We start from the raw sequence: 21,929 nt of genomic DNA on the forward strand, positions 1-21,929 counted from the left end.
TTTTTATAGCAGCAATCTATCTATAGCTAAAATAAATGTCGACACTACCTAAGTAATTGAATATTTGGTTACATGGTTTTTGAATAGAGGATATAATATTAGCAAAAAGGTTTGAGTATTTTTTAGAGTATATAGTTTTGTTATAGTCAGTCCTTGAGAACATGAGAGATTATCGCCACATAATGAAGTTGGCCAAGGCAAGCTATATTAGTTCTATAGCTTATTTATTTGAGATGCGTAGATAATATATTACAGCCTGTGCTAATTCATTTTGCTCACACATCCACCTCATTTAGCTGTGGCTTCATAAAGCTCAAATGGTAATTTATGGTACTGTCCAAGTCTAGCGAATGCTTTGTATTTTCCATAAAAATGAGATGATCTTGCTGTTGTGAGCGAGCTACTTATAATATTCGTTATAGTAGCTATCCATCCGCATATAAAAAAAGCTATTGAGATTTAAGATAATGGTATATTATGACCAACTTTAGCATATTCATGACCAATTGTTATAACCCTCTCTTGGTTACTATCCAATCCAGCTATAAATACACTATCCTGATCTTCATCAATAATCTTCACTCTTTTAAAGCCTACAACATCATCATTTATAACCTTTACACCAATCTCCCCTATTTCATTGAGGCATAATGCGGATTGTGGTAATTTATGTAATGCCATCTTACCTAAGGAAATAGATAAATTAGCAACTTGACCGACTATGATATTATTTTCACTTATAGAGATTTCTATTGGAAAAGATGATGTTTTTTCATCAATAATACTACTTTTTGATATAACCTTACCAGCTAATTTTTCTTTGTTTTCAAATTTTACCAAAACTCCAGTACCCATTTTTACCATATGGATTTTATTTTCAGGAATTACAGCATCAATAATAAGTTCATTTAAAGATACAAATTCAACCAGTTTTTGTCCCGCAATGACATCTTGGCCTATCGAAACAAATAACTCATCTATATACCCTTCATACGGGATTTTAATTTTACAATTATCAAGATCTATTTTTAATTTTTTAAAATCCGCCTCTGCTCCTATCATCTGTGATTGCGCTTTAAGAAGATCGGCCTCAGAGCCATAGCCTCCTTCATATAACGTTTTTGCAGATAATGCTAATATCTTGGCATTATCTAATTTTGCTCTAGCGCTTTCCAGCAATTCTTTTCTTTCTCTTTCATCAATTTGCATTATTACATAATTTTGCTCTAATTTTATTCCTTTTTTTGCAGGTAGCGAAACTATTTTTCCATTTACCATACTTACTATGGGAAATTTATTCTTTGCTCTAACGCGGCCAAATGCATTTATATATATCTCCCTTTCCTGAGGAATGGAATCTAAAAAATGATAATACTGAACTACCTCTGCCTCTTTTTTTATATCTATGTTCCCTTTGCGAAATACAATAATAATCATTATTATGAGTGGCAAAATAAGCAGCCATAATAGACGCTTGTTGTACTTGAACAATTTCATATAAAAAACAAAAACAGAATATAAAGCAAAAAACGTGTACTAACATAAATAGCTGATCGCGCTCTAAGTATCAATAAATTCCTGCATTTATAGCTACTGTGGTTTAATTTTGCTATATGTTGAAGTACTATTAACTGAAGCTGGGCAGTTATATAACAATCATAGAGACAGTTAAATTTTATGGCGGCCTTATACTTGATAAACCTCATGCAGTGCTACTTCCAAGTGGTGGCTCTGTAGCGATTATTTTTGCATGATGAGCTATAAAGATGATTATATAGCTGTTTTATTTGAGAGGGCATAATACTTCTTGTATTACAGCTTATGCTAATTTAACTTAAATAACTATAGTATTTATGTATCCGTAATTAACCAACCTGGAGAACAACTTCAGTGCGTTAATGTGTAAGGCAACGTTATGTACCCTGATATAATCTATCTGCTTTAGGAACATATATAGTGAGGCTGCAAGTGTTTCTGGATCTCTTTTCATATAGGAATCCTTAGCAGGTAACCCTGTGCTCATAAACGATTTTCTTGAATGCCCTATATATAACGGGAAACCAAGTTTTTTAAATTTATCTATATTTTTTATTACTTCTACTGAAAGATCCGGACCTGTTGTAAATCCTATCCCAGGATCTAAAATTATCTGCTCTTCTAATATACCATTATCTAATGCCCTATCTATGGTAAATTTTGCATGATCATATAATTTATCTATTGATTCTATTCTATTTTCTCTATTCGCAGGAACTTGAAGGCTGCAAACGCAAACGTACTTAACCTCCTTATTTTTTGCTAATACAGAAAGCATATTCACATCATGTCCGCCAGATACGTCATTTATCATTGTAACACCATGCTCTATGCAAAATTCTGCTATATCAGGTCTGAAAGTATCTATACTTACCCTCTCTAAATTTCCAAACTGCTTGGCTATTTCTATAAGAACTGGCTCTAGCCTACTTCTTTCTATTTCAGAAGTTAATAAATTCGCTCCATAAGATGTAGATATTGCCCCTATATCAACCATATAAGCTCCATCTTGAATAAGTTGAGCATATTGAAGTAGAGCATTATCTAAATTAAGATACTCGCTACCATCAGAAAATGAATTATGAGTAATATTTAAAATTCCAAAAATTTTCATAATCTATACCAGCAATTATCCGTAATAATCTTAGGATTATTATCGCTCTTAATAGAATATTGCAAACTTGAAAGGGTGACATTCAGTATAGGATGTATAAGATTAGGAGCAATCTCAGATGCGGGTATGATTATAAAAGGTCTTTCGTGCATATATGGATGTGGTATTTGAAGTAAATCATCACTAATTATACAATTGGAACACATTAATATATCTATATCTATTATTCTAGGTGACCACTTTTTTCTCTCATTACCTCTTCCCATTTCACATTCTATTTCCCTGATGTTAGACAGGAAATCATGCGGCTCAAGATCAGATGCACAGCTTAAGACCGAATTCAGATAATCTATATTCCAGCTTTTAGGAGCGCCTGGTGGAAGTAACGCTTTAGATTCATATAATGAAGAGATGTCTAATATTTTACTAAAATTCCTAACTCCAGCCACAGCACTCCTCATGTTATGTAGCCTATCTCCAACATTGGAGCCAAGTGAAATCAGATATAGCATCAATCAGAAATCTAAATCGCTACCTACTTTATTTATTATCTTTAAAAATACTAGACAGAGAGTTATAATTTGCTTTACATATAATTCTTTCCTACATTTTTGTAATAAATCTATCCTCCACTTAATTGTTTCTAAAGCATCGGCAAGAAAAATAATATCATTTGCAGACTCTTCATTTGTAATATCAGAAGAATAGATACCTTCTTTATATATCTCCACAATTTTCTCTATAATAGAAAATGCATCTTTTGTATTCTTTTCAAATAGCACCTCATTTTCATTATTTTTATCTGCCATAGAGTAGATAATTGCAATATTTGGAAGCAAAGGTAAAATTTGCTCCATCTTCTCAATTATAACGTTAAAGCATTTCTTATATATAATGAGTGAGTTTGACGGATCGTCTGCATATGCAGCCTTCTGCGGCACATTATTACTAACCCCATCATTTAAAAGATATATTGACATAAAAATTACAAATCTTCTCGTCTATCATTATTGTGAATTTTAAGAAGCGCGCCAATAGCATTCTTCTCAGCTTTGCGCTGATTACGCTTTTTGAGCGACTCTCCCAGATCAATGCTAGCTTTCTGAATTGATTCGTGCAACTTATTTTCTGCGATTTTATATTCTGAATTTAAAGTATCTATATTAGTGCTAATTTTAGCGGTTACAGAGGATATTTCATTGCGAATAGAATCAAAATTGTATGCAAATCTATCAACAAGTGCATAGTTTATACTAATCTTCTCATTTATTCCAGAGCTGTAAGATCCATTATATAGTAGCTTTATTCCATTAATCGCGAATTCCTGATTAGGGTTTCCGTGCCACTTTATGAACAACACTTTGCTCAAACCAGGTATATAGCTAACCTTCCTATCAATGAACTCATCTCCATCAAAGGCTTGTGCTGTCACTACTTTAGAATAGTCTTTAAATTTGGTTGCATATGGATTTTTAGCTGGAATTATGAGTGCATTAATTATAACAGAATCATTATCTTCTATAATTATCTCATCGTTAATTTCAACAGTATTAGAGGTTATCTTAAGTATCTGAACATCTATTAGATCTTCGATACTAGCTGTTACACCAACGTGTAAATTATTTATTTTTGTTACTAAATCAGGCAGCTTATCCGTAGCTTCAATAGTCACTGGAGCTCCGTTAATTACAAATGTTCCACCCGCGGGATTTATGTCAGGATCTGAGATCACTAGACGATCAGCTGCAAATTCCTTGCTAGATATTTCCTCAGGATTAGGTGTAAACAAGCCATTTAGTACACCATCATAATCGTATAATATTGAATCAGGGCTAGAGTAATTATTTACCGATGCAAGGTTCAAGAAATTTTTCGAATTAAATACCGAGATCTTACTGGTTACACCGATCTTTAATGCATTGATTTTTAAATTTAAGCTTTCTAATGAATCACTTGGGCCCACCTTTATAATGTTTTCACCTATCTGAATTGCACCTTCACTAAGCCCAATACTTTCAGTTGTTGTATTAAATAATTTACTAGCATTAGAAAGAATGGCTTCTTTTGTACTATCTAGATTTATTTCTAATTCTAGTGGCGTGACGCGTAAATTTGCCATAACATCTTTGCCAGATTCTAATCTAAAGTTTTTGCTACCATTCACACCAGAGATAAATAAGCTTGCCATAAATTCAAGATTATTTTCTATGCTGTCTTGAAAGAGCCTGTCGTCAAAACTTATAACACCAAGATTCTCTAGATCTTGGATGCTGTTAGCTTTTTCTATATCATCGCTAAAAAATAATCCTAAATTGCTGCTATCTAAAAATTTTATTCCTATAGATGGCATGCCTATAGTATTTCCTTGTGGATCTCTTAAATAAATTGAATCACCATTTAGTATCTTAGCAGATAATATTTTTTGAGTTTCCTTAAGCTCTATAAGTTCTTTTTTTATAAATGAACTTAAATAACCATGCTGTATGTCTTCTAACTTACTAAGTTGATGCATAAATTTTGCATATCCAATAATAAAAGATTCTATATTTTTATTAATGCTACTTAGGTCTGCTAGTACTGTAAAATTTACTGATTCACCGCTAGGAGTCTCTTTCAGTAATTCTAAAGTCAAATTACCACCACCTGGTAATCCAATATCTAAAACATTAATTTGAGATGTCTGAATCGGTATATTATCAAATACTACATCTGTATCACTAGCAGGTTGAAGTGTTGAAAAAGTCTCAAAAAACCTACCAGACCCTGTACCATCTTTGGTTGGTGGGGTCCCCATAAATGTCATATCAACTTTATTCTCTGTACCTGTTAACCCAGAATATAGTGAGCAAGAAATTTTATTACCATAAACATTATACGATATTGAGGCGGTGCCTTGTGCCGCATTATTAAATTTACTTATAATGGTGGGTATGGAATCACCCTCAGATATATTAATACTAACACTTGGTACCTCATTAGTAATAGTACCTATAATTCCAGATATATCATCTATTTTAAGCTTTCCTCCTGGAAGTGTTGGTTGAAGTAGAATATAGTATTTAGAGCTGTTATCTTGTTTTATTTCAGCCCTTACACCTATTTTTGAAAGATTAATTAATTTTGCTATATCATTCAGGCTCTGCCCATCTTTTAGTTCCACAGATTTATTATTGATATAGAAATAACCGGCTTTAAATTTTGTACCAGAGCTGCCATCTATAGAAACTACAGAAGATTCTCTATCATCAAACTTTTTATCCAAAATTTTAAGTATTTTATTTTTCAGTGTAAGTACTATCTCTCCGGGCTCTATGCATGATGTAGAGCTAATTCCACAAGAGCCGCTACTACCTACTTTTGCGTTTGTATCCATCTGTGGAAATAAAAGAACCTCTTTCTTTGCAATAGAGTTTACGGTAACTGAAAACCTATCACCATGATGAGCCCCAGAAATATCTTTAATATTTATACAACCTTGGTTCGAATTATAAGAAGGCCATAACTTACTAAAGACATTGCCAGCTATGGTGCTACCACTAATAATATCTAGAGTACTTTTTAAATCTTTTTGAGAGCTTTCGCTAATAGATTTCATGCTAAACTTAAGTACAGCATTTACCAAATCCCTAGATACTTCTTTTTTAGCGAGCTCATGAATTGCTTTGTTTATAACATTCATCTTGCTTCCTACCATTGCCTCACCTAGCTCTTTTTTGAAAAATTCAAAAGTAGACTTGTATTCGCCCATTAATTCCTTTTCTTTTTTAGCTATCAAATCATGAAGTTCTGATTTGTTAGTGGGAAGTTCTTGTAAGCTTACATGCTGGTTGCGACTATAGATAGAGCTGGTAGAGCTATAATAGCTGTTACTATAAACGGCAGTCATATTGTCGAAGAAAATAAACTCGTTAATATTTCATAAGTATAAGACAATACCTCTGGAAAATGAAACAAGTTTGTAATAATTTATCGATTTAGGTAATAGAGCGGTTGGATATTAAAATATAACACCAGCATCACGCGAAAGCATGGGTTTTGTTTTCTAAATGCTGAGTTATTACGATGGTCTACTGTATTTTTTGATTAAATTCATCTAGGTACAGAAAACGATCTGTATCTTCTTTAGTATTTTTCTCATTATCTGCTGTGTTATGTTTGTTTGCCTTTGTATTATCATCATTATGGAGCTGCAGTATAAATTCAACACTTGGATCTGCAAATGTATGTATTGAATTAAATGGTACCCTTAACTTGTGTGGTTTGCCATGAAAATAAAGTACAACCTCAAAATAACTGTCATAAACCCTTAAATCTTCAAATTGATTTTGAAGAACTATGGTCATATCAACGGGGTATTTATCTAATAATGATGCCGGCAGTACAACATTTGGAAATGTTGTATAGAAGGAAATATAAAAATAATTACCACCCATTAATCCGCTTTTTTCTGTTATGGTTAATACGTTCTTTATTATATCTACAATTGCCTTATCAAAAAGGGCTCCATAATCAAGGTATGACATCTGAACTTAGATAAATACTATCAAGGGGACACACTAAAGTATAACTTTGTTATTCACAAATAATTTTTCTTTTAGAGTATATTAAATATTAAAGTTTAGTACTAGCTAGATAAAACGTCATCTTTATATATATTAATTATGTTTTTATTTATCTAGTAAGTGAGTTGGTTATAATAGGTGATAACCTTTCGTATGATATCAAGCGCGATATATGTACGGAATTTGATACTATACTTGTTAATAATGGTAAATTTTCTAATGGAGAAGTCTTTTCTTCGATGAATACAAAGATAGCCGACACTAAACATGAGCCAATTTATTATCTAGACTCTGTAAGCGGAAATTTTAGTGAATCTATACTTCAAATCCTCTCTAATTGTCATTTGATAAGCTCACTGTTTAGTTCGAAGATTAATCTTATCCTTACATTTATGCCATTTATGAGGCATGATAAATCTTTTCAAGATGAGTGTGTTATTTCTAAAAACTGCTCATTGATACCACGGTTACTTAAGATAGCAGGTGTCGATAAATTAATAACCCTTGATATTCACTCTATTGAATCTATGCAATCCTGCATTAATGTTTTTGGAGCGGATTTTATTAACCTTTTACCATTAAAGCTCTTTGCCCAAGATATAATAAAAATTTTATACAATAAAGAATTGGATCTTATAGTGCTTGGTAGTACAGATGGTCTGGATAAGCAAAATGATAGAGCTTTTCTTAATGTTCAAAGATTGCAAAAGATGATAAATTGTAAAGAGGTCTTTTGGATTAAAAAGCAGAGGGCTTTTGGTGAAATCACCTCTTCATTAGTAGCGGATAACATAAAAGACAAGGTCTGTATAATTCTTGATGATATAATCAGTAGTGGCAAAAGTGCTCTTAATACAGCGTATGAACTTAAGAATGCTGGGGCGCGCAAGATCTTTATATATGCAACACATTTAATAAATTCTACAACCGAAGACTTCGATAAACTGCTTCTAATGGTAGATAGAATAGTAGTCACCAATTCTATTTCTATAAAATGCAATCAGCTAGCTCCAAATATCGATATAAGATTAATAAATATATCAAATATGCTGAAGGAATTGCTAATATATGGAAGTAAAACTATTTTTTGAGATCAAAAAAGTGCTAGTCTAATCTAATTCATATTCAATAATCTTCTTTAAACAATGGTTTGGAGAAAAATTAGGAGGGTGGCGACCAATACAGCGTCAGATTTTGGCCTTAGTGGTCAATGCGCCGAGAACTTTTCTATGTGTTTCGAAAAGATACTAAAGGAAGAGTTGCTTAACATATATGATGGCTTAAAAAGTCACAACTTTGATTCGTTGCGTATTTTTCAGTCTATAGGCATAAATGAAGAGGTGAAAAATAAATATGAGCTAAGAAGAAATAGTTTGGAGGTGTTTTAGCTATATACACATTCTTTATTTCGGTTTGCTAATGTTTGCTTTACCGTCTGTGATTTATCTGTATTATTTAGGCTAAGATTTTTACAATCTAATTCTTTATGGTATTAGTATGGATTTTGCAATTTCAACTAGTTACAAAGAAAGCGCCGTAGCTTTTTTTGCCTTTAATCGTGAATTTCCTAAGATGCTTAGGGAATTAGATACTGATAATATGGTACTTGATGTATTTAGTGCAGATAAATGCGTTAATGATAAATCCTGCTCTATAACAAAGGTTCTGGCCCCAAAAGGGAAGCTTTCGCAAAAAACAGTTTTTGTAGTAAATATTGTAAAAAAGACAGATGAAGATCTTCTTGATTCTTTATCAGCAGCTTGTGCATCTTTAACATCGGCATTGAACAATGCTAAGATAACTTCAGTGGATATATGTACTGAAATTACAGCTTCTCTTGATAAAAAAGAGACAGTTATATCCATTTTAAATGGTATTAAGCTTAGCAATTATACTTTCAATAAATACTTTGTTAAGAAAAAAAAGGATAATGAAAAGTCTTTGGTGAAGGCTAATTTAATCACTGACCTTGATATAAAGCATGAGATAGAAGCTAATATAGCTGTTCTGGATGGAACTTTGCGTGCAAGGGATCTACAAACTGAACCAGCAAACCATTTATACCCTGAATCATTTGCAAATCTATGCAAAAAGATGGAGACCGTTGGTGTGAAATGTAACATTTTATCTAAAGATGAGATGTTGAGGCTAGGTATGGGTGCATTTATTGGTGTTGCTCAGGGTAGTGCCTATGAGCCAAAATTAGTAGCTCTAGAATGGATTGGTAATAATAATAACACAAGCCCTATAGTACTTGTTGGAAAGGGCATAACTTTTGATACAGGTGGTGTTAATCTCAAGCCTACACCAGGAATGACGGAAATGAAATCTGATATGGGTGGCGCTGCGGTTGTTGCATGTTTTGTAGAATCGCTTGCTAAAAGAAAAACAAAAGTTAACGTTGTTGGTATTCTTGCGCTTGCAGAAAACATGATCTCAGGTACGGCGCAAAGACCTAGTGACGTAGTCACCTCAATGTCTGGCCAAACTATTGAGATTGATAATACTGATGCAGAAGGTAGATTAGTACTTGCAGATGCCATGTGGTATGCGCAAGAGGTATATAAACCTAAGATAATGATAGATCTTGCTACGCTCACGGGCGCTATAACAATAGCTTTAGGTGATACATATGCTGGTTTATTTTCAAATGATAAAGAATTGGAAACGGCGCTTATAAGTGCCGGGCAAAAATGTGGAGAATTGCTTTGGCATTTTCCTATGTCTAAAAAGTATGATGCACAGATAAATTCAGATATTGCAGATGTGAAAAATACAGGACAATCCGGCAGAGGTGGTGGTAGCATTACTGCTGCGCATTTCTTGCAAAGATTTGTTAAAGAGGGTGTAAAATGGGCGCACATAGATATAGCCGCTGTTACAAGAAATAAATATGATGACAAGCCACTTTATCCTAAAGGCTATACTGGATTTGGTGTTAGATTATTGAATGAATTTATAAAATCTAATTACGAAGCATAAAATTATGATTAATCTGGCAAGGGTATCTAAACTTGTAAATTCAAGTATTCTTAAATTATACGGTATAAGTGTTGATTCTGTCATTGAGGTTTCAAGCAATGATTCTCATGGGGATTTTACAACAAATATTGCCCTTGCCATATCTAAAGCAATTTCTAAAAATCCAATAGAAGTTGCAAAAGAGATAGTCAAAACAATTGATGATTCTGTTTTCGAGAAAATTGAAATTGCTGGTCCTGGGTTTATAAATTTTACCTTATCACTATCAGATTGGCATAAAGCCTTGGAGAATATTATTAACAAAGAGAATCTATTTCCTGATATAGGAAAAGGGCGTGCTGTGCAGGTTGAGTTTGTTTCCGTTAATCCAACTGGTCCTTTGCATATAGGGCATGCAAGAGGTGCTGTTTATGGTGATGTTTTAAGTAATATTTTAGAAAAGACGGGTTTTAAGGTTCTTAAAGAGTATTATATAAATGATGCTGGAAAGCAGATTGATACTTTAGCAGAATCGCTTTATTTGCGCTGTAGAGAGCTGCATGGAGATAAGATAGAAATTCCAGATCATTGTTATCCAGGTGGATATCTAGTTGATATTGCTAAATCTTTTATGGATAAAAATCCTGATATGGATTTTGCTAAAAACAATGCCAAAGAAAGGTTTAATGAGGAATTAAAATCGTATGCCGTTTCCGAGGTAATGAATTTAATAAAGCGTGATTTGGCACAACTAGGGATTTGTTTCGATTCCTTTATTTCTGAAAAAAATGATATCCTGCCAACACTGGATGCCGTTATAGAAAAATTAATTGATAAGGGGTTAATATATAAGGGGGTATTAGAGGCGCCAAAGGGTATAGAAAATCATGACGATTGGGAGCATAGCGAGCAATTATTATTTAGATCTTCAAAATTTGGTGATGATTTAGATAGGCCTGTGCTTAGATCAGATGGAACGCCAACATACTTCGCTGGGGATATTGCATATCATGATCATAAAATAATGAGGGGTTTTGATAAGCTTTTCCTTATTCTAGGCAGGGACCATATAGGCTATATTAAAAGGATTGAATCAGTTGTGAATGCAATTAGTAACGGAACGGTTCCTATAATAATCAAGGCAATGGAGCTAGTAAAAATAAAAGATGGTGATAATAATATCAAGATGTCTAAGAGGAGTGGTAATTTTATCACTGTGGCCGAGATTATAGATCTTATCGGAAAGGATGCGTTAAGATTTTCAATTTTGACTAAAAGAAATGACACTGGCCTTGATATAGATATTTCAAAGCTTCAGGAACAGTCAAAGAACAATCCTCTATTCTATATACAGTATGCACATGCTAGGGCGTGTTCTGTATTAAGAAAGGCAAAATTTGACCTAAGCAGCGTGTTACATTTGGCAGAAATTGTTTTAGATGAGGAGGTGAAGTTAATAAAGAAGTTAGCGTGTTTTGAAACCCTAATTATTGATATTATAAATACAAACTCTTTACATAAAATTACATATTATCTTGAAGAGCTTGCGTTGCTATTTCATCAACTATGGACAAAAGGGAATAAAGATGAGGATGCACGCTTTATAGATCTTGAAAATGAGCATAAAACTGCAGCTAGATTAGCATTAGTTTTTGCATTTTCTAAAGTATTGAAAACAGGCTTAAAATTGCTTGAAATAGATGCTTTGGAAAGTATGTAGGATATTATATTTGGAAAATTTTAAATTATAAGGTCATATTTTATTTGCCCATTATCTAGTTATGTTTGTTATCTTTGGTTTATTTAAGGAGGTATCATGCAAATATTTTAACATGTCATTCTTTTATATTTATATAGCAAAATTGTTGCAATTTATGTGGTTGAAATGTATTAGCATGCTATGTGTATCTCAGGTTATTAGATGAGGGGTTTATTCTTGTGCAGCTTTTTCATCATTTTTTGCTAAGCTATAATGGCATTTTATGGAAAGATCACAAAATACTCGTTAGTACCGTTTTCGCTAGGGTTTAGTAGTGGCTTGGTTTATTTACTACTTGCTTCTACCCTTTCTGTATATCTATATGAGCATCAGATATCATTGATTTTGATTGGGTTATTCGCTATAAGATTGACCCCATATTCATATAAATGTCTTTTTTCTCCGATTGTTGAGAGTATAAGGTTAAAAATTTTTCCAAAGAATTTTGGTCAAAGGCGTAGTTGGTTAGTTGCAACCCAAACTCTAATCGCTTTATTAATAGTATCGTTGGGACTAATAGACCCAGAAAAGCAAATATATATATTGCTCATATTAGCAACATCTACAGCCTTTATTGCAACTTTGCATGATATAGCCGCAGATGGCTATAGAATAGAGTTATCTCCAACAATATTATATACAAATAGTATACATGTCTTAGGATTTAGAACGGGGTTAGTGATATCAGGTGCTGGAAGTATGTTGCTTCTTGCATTTTTATCTTGGCGAGAAGTGTTTTTTATTGTCGCTTCACTTTATGTACCTTGTATATTCACTCTCATTTTCATCGCGGAGGATCATAGATTAATTAATAACCGTTATACAATTAATATGTGTATAAAGTGGTTTAAGGCTGAAGTTATTGATGTAGTGTATTCGTTGCTAAGGTTACCAAAATTTTATTTATCATTATTAATTATAGCCTTTTTTAAGGTAAGTGATACGTATCTTGATTCCATGTATTGGATCTTTTTATTAGAAAAGGGATTTACAAAGACCGAGATTGGACTTGTGATACAGACAGTAAGTACTGTTTTTAATATATTTGGAGCGTTTCTTGGAGCATTTTTAATTTCAAGATTTAGGACAGTATACTATCTGCTAATAGCGGAGGTCTCTGCGGCTGTTACAAATTTGCTTTTTTTGTTAATTTCAGATGCAAATTTATGGATATTAACATGCATAAATGTAGTTGAAGCAACAGCAAATGGTGTTGCTAATGTAGTTTGTATCTCATATATGAGTAGTTTGTGTGATAAGCGTTTTCCTGCTTCATGTTTTGCATTACTTTACTCTATCTCATCAATTATAAGATTTAATATTGCTACCACATCTGGTTTTATTGTATCAAATTATGGATGGGATATGTTTTTTATTATCTCCAGTATGCTAAGCATACCATCGATTATAGCTATCCTAGCTCGTTATTATAACGATAAAACCAAGTAAAAAACTTATCTAGGAGTTCTTCTTATTTAATTAATTATATAAAAGAGTTAAAAATATAAAAGAGTTAAAATCGCTAAAATATCTGTCTTTTTACTTTAGTTCATCTTTAAAAGCTCTTGCTTTTGATAAATTCCATTCCCTCTCTTTAATAGCTTGGCGCTTATCATACATCTTTTTGCCTTGTGCAATCCCAAGCGAAACTTTTAATATGTTTTTTTTATTAAAAAACATATTAAGTGGTATGAGCGTCATACCCTTTCTTTGAATAAGTCCAAAAAGCTTCTTTATTTCTCTTGCTTTAAGTAAAAGCTTCCTTGGTCTTTTAGGATAATGATTTGTAATACCGGCATTTTTATATTCTGGTATATGTACATTCAATAATAATATCTCTCCTGCTTGAGTGCAATCCGCATGGGAATCCTCAAGCGATACAGAGCCCCCAATTCTCAAAGATTTAACTTCGGTTCCAAGCAATACTATGCCAGCTTCAATAGTGTCCTGGATATGGTATTCAAATCTAGCTCTTCTATTGTTCGATATTACCTTAAAGTTATTCACAGGCAAAACCACTCATCTGTCCAATTTTGCATGCTAACATAAAGTTTTGGCACTTCCAATAGTCTTTAGAATATCAATAAAAATTATCAAATAAGCTGTTATTTATTGGAATATGGGGTTTGCAATATCCACGCTTCAATACTAATGTACAGACTTAATAGGCTTGATAATATCATTTTTAAATGAAACTGGTAAGTTATTATAAAGATATGCTGCTTTTAAGACGTTTTGAAGAAAGGTCAGGGCAGCTTTATGGAATGAAGCTTATAGGTGGGTTTTGTCATCTATATATAGGGCAGGAAGCTGTAGCTGTGGGTATTCAATCCACACTAAAAGCTGGTGATAAGGTTATCACCAGCTATAGAGATCATGGACCAATGCTTGCAACCGGTTCTTGTCCGGATGCAATTATGGCCGAGCTATTTGGTAAATTTGGGGGATGCTCTAAAGGAAAGGGTGGCTCAATGCATATGTTTGATTTAGAAAAAGGCTTTTATGGTGGGCATGGAATAGTAGGGGCGCAAGTACCACTAGGTACAGGTATAGCATTTGCAGAAAAATATAAAGGAACTGATAATGTATGTGTGACAATGTTTGGTGATGGTGCAGCTAATCAGGGGCAAGTATATGAATCTTTTAATATGGCTAAGTTGTGGTCACTCCCTGTTATTTATGTGATAGAGAATAATGAGTATGCCATGGGTACTGCAGTTTCCAGATCATGTTCTACAGTTGATCTTTATAAAAGGGGTGAATCTTTTGGAATAGAGGGGCAACAGGTTGATGGTATGGACTTTTTTGCTGTGCACTCTGCCATGTCAAAAACTGTAGAATGTGTCAGAAATGGTTCAGGGCCAAAACTGTTAGAAATCAAGACATATAGATATAGAGGTCATTCAATGTCTGATCCAGGAACTTATAGAGATAAGGATGAGGTTAATAGTTACAGGAACGAAAGGGATCCAATTGAGATAATGAAATCTAAATTGATGGAGATGGGGTTGTTAGACGATATTAAAGTTAAAGAAATAGAACAAGAAATTAAACAGATAGTTGAAAAAGCAACTAATTTTGCTAAAGAAAGTCCAGAACCTCCAATGGAAGAGCTATATACTGATATATTTAAGAATAATAATATTAATGTATGATGTCATAGGCCTTATCTAGTTAATGTATTCAATTTGTTATGAATATGGCTTGATTATGGCTTGATTATGGCTCATTTTTATCAATTGGTTAATTTAAAGCCATCTGAATGTAGCTCTATGCCTTTATGACAATTTGTATATATAGAATTCAGCATTACCGATAAGAATATAGTAAATTGATCGAGGTTTGCTGTTAATACATGGTTGCTGAATTTACACTTTATGATTCTCTATCTTTCTTTTTTAAATAGCTATATAGGAACGTTATATAGAATGGTAGTATGGATAATTTGAGTTTGATGGAAAGCCACGGAGATATAAAGATTTAGCAAATGTCAGGGAAATGCTGTGCTCAACAATTTTTGTGTTCTTTAAAAGGATCAAAGTTATCCTATATAGTGATTTAGGTTGAATTAGTATAAGCTGTAAGTATCTACCACCTCAAACAAAATCGCTATATATACTGCTTATAGAAGCATAATGTATATCTGGATCAAAAAAACCTAGAGCTTGAAACTTGCTCTGAATGATATTGTATGTTCGGTTAAATCACCGCTCCAGATCCCGCCACTATAGCCAATAGATAAATCTATGCTGTTATTACATTTATATGCCATTGATAATCCTGTTTTTGCACATAATGAGGGGTGCATAAGCCCTTCTGTTTTAAATTCAGTATTATTAATTTCTGAAAATGCTGAAGTAACATTGGATTGGCCACTAAATACATTACATGCAATTCCTAAGCTAGCTTCAAGTGAAAGATTTTCTGAAAAACCATAACATCCACCAACGGCAAGAGAAGGTATGAACCTATCTATACTTTGTGCATTTGTTTTCAAATTTAATGAATTTGCACCGGTTTCCGTATATTCATCATTTTTCAAATTATGGTAATCAATACCAACACCTACTTTAACATCAATATTCTTTTTAATGTTGGTTTTATTGGTAAAATTTGCCCCAACACTCATTGCAAAACCATTATAATCTGCGCTAGCAGTTCTTTTTAACGATGCTATAGAAATTGACCTTGATGACTTATTTTTAATACTAGCAAAACTAGATGTGAGGCTTATTTCATTGTTTGGAGTGAATGCATAGCTTCCATAAAGCATAATATCGTAAATATCTGCATCTAACTTATCTTTTGCATCATTACTATTAATATTTGCAGTGGTATAAGATAATGCTGAGCCTACAAGGATTTTTTCTGATAATTTAGTATCGAAACCACAAATAAAACCACCTGCCTTCATATCATGCCCAGGTGCGTTATCTTGATCATTTTGCTTAGAAGTTGTGTATAATGGTTCAACCCAGAGCTCTTTGCCATTTTGTGCATAAGATTTTTGAATAGAATTTCTAGATTTTACAGCATGATACGCCTCTTCCTTAATATCCAATATAGAATATCCAGAAGAGCCAGCAAATACAGGCAGTAACTGATCAGTGGCTTTTGAGATGGCCTTGCTATTATGTGAACCATCCACATCATCAAGTGCACCTTTTGCATCATCATCTAAAAAAGCAATAGAAGAATCCAGTACAGCAGCAATTCCATAAGCTTTTTTATTGTTTTGGGCGGTGACTGTTTCTAAAAACTTTGGATTTATTGTTAATAATATTATTTTTTCGCCCTCACCAAGAATCCTAGGTGTAGCTCTATAAGCATGCAGATCTGCAAGTGATGCTGCGCCATTTTTTGTTGGGATATAGCTTGTGCTATTACCATATTTAAACCCTTCAGAATTGGATATAAACGTTTTAGTGCCAGTACCAGTTATTGCACCATTTTGATCAGCGCCAGAAATATATAAAAATCCATCATATTCTAATCCAAATATATTTCCGCTAGGTGAAATGGTTTGCGTATTACCGTTTACATATAATTTTATGCCTATTGGTTTATTATTATCATTAGTATAAAAAAATCCTACATATCCACCAGCAATATCATAAACGCTATTATTATCGGCATATGCTTGTGTAAAATTGTATAATTGAAATTCCTGCCCTGCTATAGGAAGTGGCGGGGTTGGTTGCGAGTAAAAAACTTGGTTTTTCCCATATTTTCCATCAATTATATCAGCATAGCTGCAATGTGCGCATAGGGCTGTGATTAAGAGTGATGTTGTAAAGAATTTGTTCATGGTTGAGTTTTTAATTAAAAACTGCGTTTGAATTAGACTAAATATAAATACTTTAAAAAGCAACTAATTGATTTTTAACAAGCATACAGCGGCTTTGAACTTTTTATATATCCATTAACAAGAAGTTAAAAATTAATAAAGGCCAAGAGTATGACATTTTGATAAGTTGTAAGAATATAAAATGAGCACTTATTGGAAAGTAGTAATTCTAATTAGACAAAATAGTATTACCTAACTTTAAAGAAAGCCAAACGCAGATACTTCAGAAAAGCTGGATAATATCCTAAAATTATTTTATTTCTTCTAAGATAATATAGACACTTAATTATTTGATTTATATCATTTTAAAGTGACTTACTCGCTCACTGCTTAGGTGTGTTTTTTATAATAACTACACTCAGTCCTAATTTCCATCTTATAATAACTAATGTAAAAATCATAGTGCGTATTGACTATTAGGCGTGTTTTTGTATAACATTCCTTCTTTGTGCTATTGTTTAGGTTATTTTCTAGTCAATGACTTTAAGTTTTGTAGCTAAGGTTAGGGAAGTTGGGAGCAAGGGGAGCTTGAATTCCCTGAGGGCTTCTGGTTATGTTCCCGCAGTTCTTTATGGTGCCGGAAGAAATTTATATCTCTCCGTCAATTCTGTGCAGCTTCTGAAGGAAATGTCTAAAGGTGGTATGAAATCCAAGCTTTTAGAACTTGATTTGAATGGAGAGAAGATATTTTCTATATTGAAGGATGTTCAGCTTCATCCTGTTAAAGATACTGTAGAACATGTTGATTTTAAGGAAGTAGATTTAGATGTTGAAACTAGGTTCCCTGTCAAAGTAAAATTCTTGAATACGGATAAGTGTATAGGAATAAAGAAAGGTGGTGTTCTTAACATAGTTTGTGATTCTATACATGTTTTATGCAAACCGGCTTTGATACCTTCATATGTAGAAGTGGATTCATCTTTACTTAATATAGGTTCTAGTGTTCATTTGAGGGATATTATCCTTCCTGAGGGTGTTACGGCTTGTGGAGATTTAGGTGTTACGATCGCAAGTATAGTTGGTAAATCATCTTCTCAGTCCGAGGATAAACAAGGTGCTGAATAGCTTGCTTGTTTGAATGTAAATTTTATCTTTAGTGTTTTGCGCTGCCCTCTTTTATGCGGTGTGATTTTTAGATGATGGAGAGATGGCCGAGTGGTCGAAGGCGCCTCCCTGCTAAGGAGGTATACCGTTTTATGCGGTATCGAGGGTTCGAATCCCTCTCTCTCCGCCAGATTTTGAGGAATGACTTTTCTCGTATCTTTTTGCTCTGGTGATAGCGCGCCTCAAAACCACAGCATTTGTGAGCTTTCCAGCGTTTTATTTTGCGGTTGGATCAGTACCTCACTTTCTCCAACTTTGCCATTTTACCCATAAAATCTCAGTTTTCACCCTCTCTATCTCCGATACATGCGAACACTCGGTGTGAAGGTACGTATGTCCTCAAACCCTCTATTTACCTAGGTTTTAGAGGATTGCTGCTTTTTGCTCATGCATTTTTTAGAGAACGAAAGCCGGAGTAGCAATGGGGATTCGAAATAGAGAAAATAAGGTGAATCAAGGCTTGGAAAGCAGTTTCCACTATATTTCCGAAAGGAAATATGTTATATGTACATATGTTATGCACAAGCAAAAAACCGAATTTGATGAGTGTTAAAAAGGAACAATATGCCCCAAATAATTGATCTCTACAGCCAAGCCGAGGATTATTTTTTCAGAGGCATTTCCTTAAAATGCATGAATCTAAGCGATGGTGCTAATGCCTAGATGACCGGTGGCGCCGAACTCAATTTTATTTACATTACAAGAAACACAAATGCTCTGGATAAAATTCTAACCGAAGGGAAGCAGTTTTTCGATCAGGATAACCTTTCTTTTGATGTGATCATTCCACAAGAATTGTGTACCACTCAAATGGCAGATGTTTTAAGCACTATGGGTTACCCCCAGAAAAGCAAATCCGTTTCAATGGTTGTGGATTTAGATAGATTTGCAACTGATCAAATTGCGAGTTTTGATTCTGAAATTACGATCAAATCGAATGATAATCAATTAAATGACTGGATGTTGCCATTGATAGGCGCATTTGAATCAACGATTGAAATTTGTAGGGTCTATGCAGGTACCCATGAGAATGCTTTAAAACGGAATATTAATCTTCGCCATTTCAGCTTATACAAACAGGAGCAACCAATCGCATCGATCACCCTGTCAATGCACGACAGCACCATTACAAGGATAGACAATGTTGTGCACCCTGCCTGAGTTTCAAGGTCAAGGATATGCAAGCGCGCTCATGCATTACCGTATTATTAGAAGCAAAAAAATTAGGCGCTCGTCATTGCTTTTTGGAATCATCTGATTCAGGACTTGGAGTCTATCAAAAACTTGGGTTTGAGACCCTGTTTCAAAACAATATTTATTCGAGGGAAGCATGAGTATCAAGCAGGTTATCGGAATAGTAGCGCCATCTAGCCCAGTACCTGATGGGCTCATCAAACAATCAGTAGAATACTGCCAGAGATTAGGATTCAAAGTAAAAACAGGAAGGCATCTCGATAAAAAAGAATTATTTGCAGCAGGCAGAGATGAAGAAAGAGCAGCTGACATTATGGACTTCATCAAAGATCCAGAAGTCTCTGTCATCATCACGACCAATGGCGGCACTTGCTCGATTAGAACCCTGCCTCTCTTAGATTATGATCTGATTACACAAAACCCTAAACTTATCGTAGGTTATTCAGACACAACAGCCCTACAAGTAGGTATCTATGCAAAAACCGGTGCGTTATCCGTAACGGGCTTTAATTGTAGCGATATTAAAACGGAACTGTCGCAGGAAACACATTGTCGTCTCTTCTGCATTGCCTAAACCAAGAAAGCTACTGCGTAAACGGTGGTGAGATAGTATACCATGGCACCGCCACAGCCCATTTAATCGGCGGGAATCTCACTTGTCTGTTAAATCTAATGGGCACACCATATCAACCAGACTTTTCAGGAAAAATTCTTTTGATAGAAGATGTTGGAATTGAGCCATATCTTGTTGAAGGTATGTTTTCTCAATTGCACGTAGCAGGTGTTCTAGATAATCTGTCTGGTCTTGTTATTGGAAGTTTTACTGAATGCACTTCTAAACATTTTGATTCCAAAGGGATAACAACAGAAGATGTTATTGATTTTTGGTGTAAACGAATAAAAGTTCCCTGCATTAAGAATTTCCCATATGGGCATATTGAGAATAGATATGTATTGCCCATTGGGCAAAATGTCACACTATATGCCTCAAATTGCAGGCTGGATGTTAATTTTACAGGTTTATTATGAATAATATAGCAAAAACTCAAAACTTAATTATCAGAGAAATTGCGGACACCGATTTTGAGGCGTTATTCAATTTGCTGAGCAATAAAGAGGTGATGCGCTACTCTGTTCGGGGGCCTTATTCCAAAGAACAGACAAAAGATTGGATGTTGTTTATTTTAGAACGTTACAAAAAATATCCACTTGGCATATGGGCGGTTACAGAGAAAAATAATGATGTCCCAATAGGAATATGCGGATTTATACCACTGGAAGAGGATGATACTCAGTACGAAATTAGTTATCGGCTTTTACCACATTTTCAAGGTAAAGGGTTTGCAACTGAAGCTGCCATGGCTGTAAGAGATTATGCTGCAGGTATTGAGATCAATGAATTTATTGCTTTTGTTGATCCAGAAAATAAACCCTCTATCAAAGTCGCCGAAAAAATTGGAATGAGATTTTTAAGGAATGACACATACAAAGGTATACCGGTTGTTTTATACAAATATGAGCATTCAAAGGTAAAAGAATGAGTAAATTATGCTTTATAGGTGGCGCCAGTGGCAGCGGAAAAACGGCTTTGATGCCTCACTTGAAAGAGCTATTGGGAGATAGCATCGCCGTTTATGATTTTGACGATATTGGCGTACCAGAAGGTGCTGATAAAAAATGGCGTCAAGAATCCACAGAGAAGTGACTACAGAAATTATTGAGCGAAGGTAAAGATGTCTGCTTGCTGGGTCAAATTGTTTTAGGCGAAATACTAAGCTGCCCTTCAGCCAAACAAATAGATAAAATCAACTTCTGTCTTTTAGATATCAGCGATTTCGAGCGTATTCAACGACTCAAAAAGCGCAACACCTACGGTGCTGATCAAAATATGCTGAACTGGTCAGCTTGGCTTCGTATGCACACCCAAGGTCCGCAGTGGACTCCCCCATGTTATCCAAGAAGATGCAGCCGATATTATGGATTTTAGCCGGCTATCTACCCTCAAAGTCTATGAGTAGGTTGCGAATGTAAAAATCCTCGATACAACCGATCTTGCTTTGCATGAAGTTGCAGGGGAATTGGCAGATTGGGTCAGATCATTTGATATTGCCTCATTTCATGTTGTTAAAGTCCAACCAAATGAAGTTAGTGTTATAGAAAATAAAATCACATCATACAATAACAGCAAAGTACCCTTCATCTAGGAACAACCTTTTATAAATTTAAATTTTTGTATAAAAGATAAGAGTGGTGTAGGCACTGTTAACAAAGGTTTTGCCAAATAATGGAAAAGATGCAATATTATATTGGAGGCGATAAATATGGTATTTAGATGGATAAAAGGTTGTTTCC

20 protein-coding genes and 1 tRNA gene are annotated in these 21,929 nt (G+C 34.1%); 13 read left to right on the top strand and 8 right to left on the bottom strand.

Features of this window, described 5'->3' with window-relative positions:
* Positions 1–459: 459 nt before the first annotated feature.
* The 6 genes from Cyrtocomes_RS01660 to Cyrtocomes_RS01685 form a co-directional block, all read right to left on the bottom strand.
* On the bottom strand, positions 460–1,437 hold the full coding sequence (locus Cyrtocomes_RS01660) for an efflux RND transporter periplasmic adaptor subunit (protein ID WP_322497476.1): 978 nt from the start codon (positions 1,435–1,437) through the stop codon (positions 460–462).
* A gap of 397 nt (positions 1,438–1,834) precedes the next feature.
* Positions 1,835–2,650, bottom strand: coding sequence for a dihydropteroate synthase (gene folP, locus Cyrtocomes_RS01665; protein ID WP_322497477.1), 816 nt, complete (start codon positions 2,648–2,650; stop codon positions 1,835–1,837).
* The gene (gene folK, locus Cyrtocomes_RS01670; RefSeq protein WP_322497478.1) at positions 2,647–3,162 is read right to left on the bottom strand and encodes a 2-amino-4-hydroxy-6-hydroxymethyldihydropteridine diphosphokinase; all 516 of its coding nucleotides are present in this window, start codon (positions 3,160–3,162) and stop codon (positions 2,647–2,649) included. Before folK ends, folP begins: the two co-directional genes overlap by 4 nt.
* A 3-nt stretch (positions 3,163–3,165) precedes the next feature.
* Positions 3,166–3,630 (bottom strand): hypothetical protein, encoded by a 465-nt coding sequence (locus Cyrtocomes_RS01675; RefSeq protein ID WP_322497479.1) that lies wholly within the window; start codon positions 3,628–3,630, stop codon positions 3,166–3,168.
* Positions 3,631–3,635: 5 nt separating this feature from the next.
* Positions 3,636–6,536 carry a flagellar filament capping protein FliD gene (gene fliD, locus Cyrtocomes_RS01680; protein WP_322497480.1) on the bottom strand — a complete coding sequence of 967 codons (2,901 nt, stop codon included), beginning with the start codon at positions 6,534–6,536 and terminating at the stop codon, positions 3,636–3,638.
* Positions 6,537–6,717: 181 nt separating this feature from the next.
* Positions 6,718–7,173: a ClpXP protease specificity-enhancing factor SspB gene (locus tag Cyrtocomes_RS01685; protein ID WP_322497481.1), complete on the bottom strand. Its 456-nt coding sequence runs from the start codon at positions 7,171–7,173 to the stop codon at positions 6,718–6,720.
* A 164-nt stretch (positions 7,174–7,337) separates the two neighbouring features.
* On the opposite strand from Cyrtocomes_RS01685, the gene Cyrtocomes_RS01690 reads away from it, so the two are divergent.
* From Cyrtocomes_RS01690 to Cyrtocomes_RS01710, 5 genes are all read left to right on the top strand, one after another.
* A complete protein-coding gene (locus Cyrtocomes_RS01690; RefSeq protein ID WP_322497482.1) occupies positions 7,338–8,303 on the top strand; it encodes a phosphoribosyltransferase family protein in 966 nt (321 codons plus the stop codon).
* A 78-nt stretch (positions 8,304–8,381) separates the two neighbouring features.
* Positions 8,382–8,600 (top strand): hypothetical protein, encoded by a 219-nt coding sequence (locus tag Cyrtocomes_RS01695; RefSeq protein WP_322497483.1) that lies wholly within the window; start codon positions 8,382–8,384, stop codon positions 8,598–8,600.
* A gap of 109 nt (positions 8,601–8,709) precedes the next feature.
* Entirely contained in the window at positions 8,710–10,194 is a 1,485-nt protein-coding gene (locus tag Cyrtocomes_RS01700) for a leucyl aminopeptidase (RefSeq protein WP_322497484.1), read from the top strand.
* A 4-nt stretch (positions 10,195–10,198) separates the two neighbouring features.
* Positions 10,199–11,893, top strand: a complete 1,695-nt coding sequence (gene argS, locus Cyrtocomes_RS01705; RefSeq protein WP_322497485.1) for an arginine--tRNA ligase — start codon at positions 10,199–10,201, stop codon at positions 11,891–11,893.
* 252 nt (positions 11,894–12,145) lie between these two features.
* Positions 12,146–13,381: an MFS transporter gene (locus Cyrtocomes_RS01710; RefSeq protein ID WP_322497486.1), complete on the top strand. Its 1,236-nt coding sequence runs from the start codon at positions 12,146–12,148 to the stop codon at positions 13,379–13,381.
* 90 nt (positions 13,382–13,471) lie between these two features.
* On the opposite strand, the gene smpB is transcribed toward Cyrtocomes_RS01710, so the two are convergent.
* On the bottom strand, positions 13,472–13,939 hold the full coding sequence (smpB, locus tag Cyrtocomes_RS01715) for an SsrA-binding protein SmpB (protein WP_322497487.1): 468 nt from the start codon (positions 13,937–13,939) through the stop codon (positions 13,472–13,474).
* A 182-nt stretch (positions 13,940–14,121) separates the two neighbouring features.
* On the opposite strand from smpB, the gene pdhA reads away from it, so the two are divergent.
* Complete coding sequence (pdhA, locus tag Cyrtocomes_RS01720; protein ID WP_322497488.1) at positions 14,122–15,087, top strand: pyruvate dehydrogenase (acetyl-transferring) E1 component subunit alpha; 966 nt, start codon at positions 14,122–14,124, stop codon at positions 15,085–15,087.
* 503 nt (positions 15,088–15,590) lie between these two features.
* Here pdhA and Cyrtocomes_RS01725 read toward each other — a convergent pair.
* Positions 15,591–17,240 (bottom strand): autotransporter outer membrane beta-barrel domain-containing protein, encoded by a 1,650-nt coding sequence (locus tag Cyrtocomes_RS01725; RefSeq protein WP_322497489.1) that lies wholly within the window; start codon positions 17,238–17,240, stop codon positions 15,591–15,593.
* Positions 17,241–17,756: 516 nt separating this feature from the next.
* Between Cyrtocomes_RS01725 and Cyrtocomes_RS01730 the strand changes: the two genes are divergently transcribed.
* From Cyrtocomes_RS01730 to Cyrtocomes_RS01760, 7 genes are all read left to right on the top strand, one after another.
* Positions 17,757–18,344 carry a 50S ribosomal protein L25/general stress protein Ctc gene (locus tag Cyrtocomes_RS01730; RefSeq protein ID WP_322497490.1) on the top strand — a complete coding sequence of 196 codons (588 nt, stop codon included), beginning with the start codon at positions 17,757–17,759 and terminating at the stop codon, positions 18,342–18,344.
* A 76-nt stretch (positions 18,345–18,420) separates the two neighbouring features.
* Positions 18,421–18,513 (top strand) — tRNA-Ser (locus Cyrtocomes_RS01735).
* Between the two features lie 533 nt (positions 18,514–19,046).
* Positions 19,047–19,544 (top strand): hypothetical protein, encoded by a 498-nt coding sequence (locus Cyrtocomes_RS01740; RefSeq protein WP_322497491.1) that lies wholly within the window; start codon positions 19,047–19,049, stop codon positions 19,542–19,544.
* Positions 19,545–19,713: 169 nt separating this feature from the next.
* On the top strand, positions 19,714–20,151 hold the full coding sequence (locus tag Cyrtocomes_RS01745; protein WP_322497492.1) for an LD-carboxypeptidase: 438 nt from the start codon (positions 19,714–19,716) through the stop codon (positions 20,149–20,151).
* The gene (locus Cyrtocomes_RS01750; protein ID WP_322497493.1) at positions 20,127–20,606 is read left to right on the top strand and encodes a hypothetical protein; all 480 of its coding nucleotides are present in this window, start codon (positions 20,127–20,129) and stop codon (positions 20,604–20,606) included. Before Cyrtocomes_RS01745 ends, Cyrtocomes_RS01750 begins: the two co-directional genes overlap by 25 nt.
* Positions 20,603–21,118: a GNAT family N-acetyltransferase gene (locus Cyrtocomes_RS01755; RefSeq protein WP_322497494.1), complete on the top strand. Its 516-nt coding sequence runs from the start codon at positions 20,603–20,605 to the stop codon at positions 21,116–21,118. Before Cyrtocomes_RS01750 ends, Cyrtocomes_RS01755 begins: the two co-directional genes overlap by 4 nt.
* On the top strand, positions 21,115–21,282 hold the full coding sequence (locus Cyrtocomes_RS01760; RefSeq protein ID WP_322497495.1) for a P-loop NTPase family protein: 168 nt from the start codon (positions 21,115–21,117) through the stop codon (positions 21,280–21,282). The genes Cyrtocomes_RS01755 and Cyrtocomes_RS01760 overlap by 4 nt, the downstream gene beginning before the upstream one ends.
* Positions 21,283–21,929: the final 647 nt, after the last annotated feature.

This window comes from Candidatus Cyrtobacter comes (assembly GCF_034470605.1).
GTDB classification, from domain to species: Bacteria; Pseudomonadota; Alphaproteobacteria; order Rickettsiales; family Midichloriaceae; genus Cyrtobacter; species Cyrtobacter comes.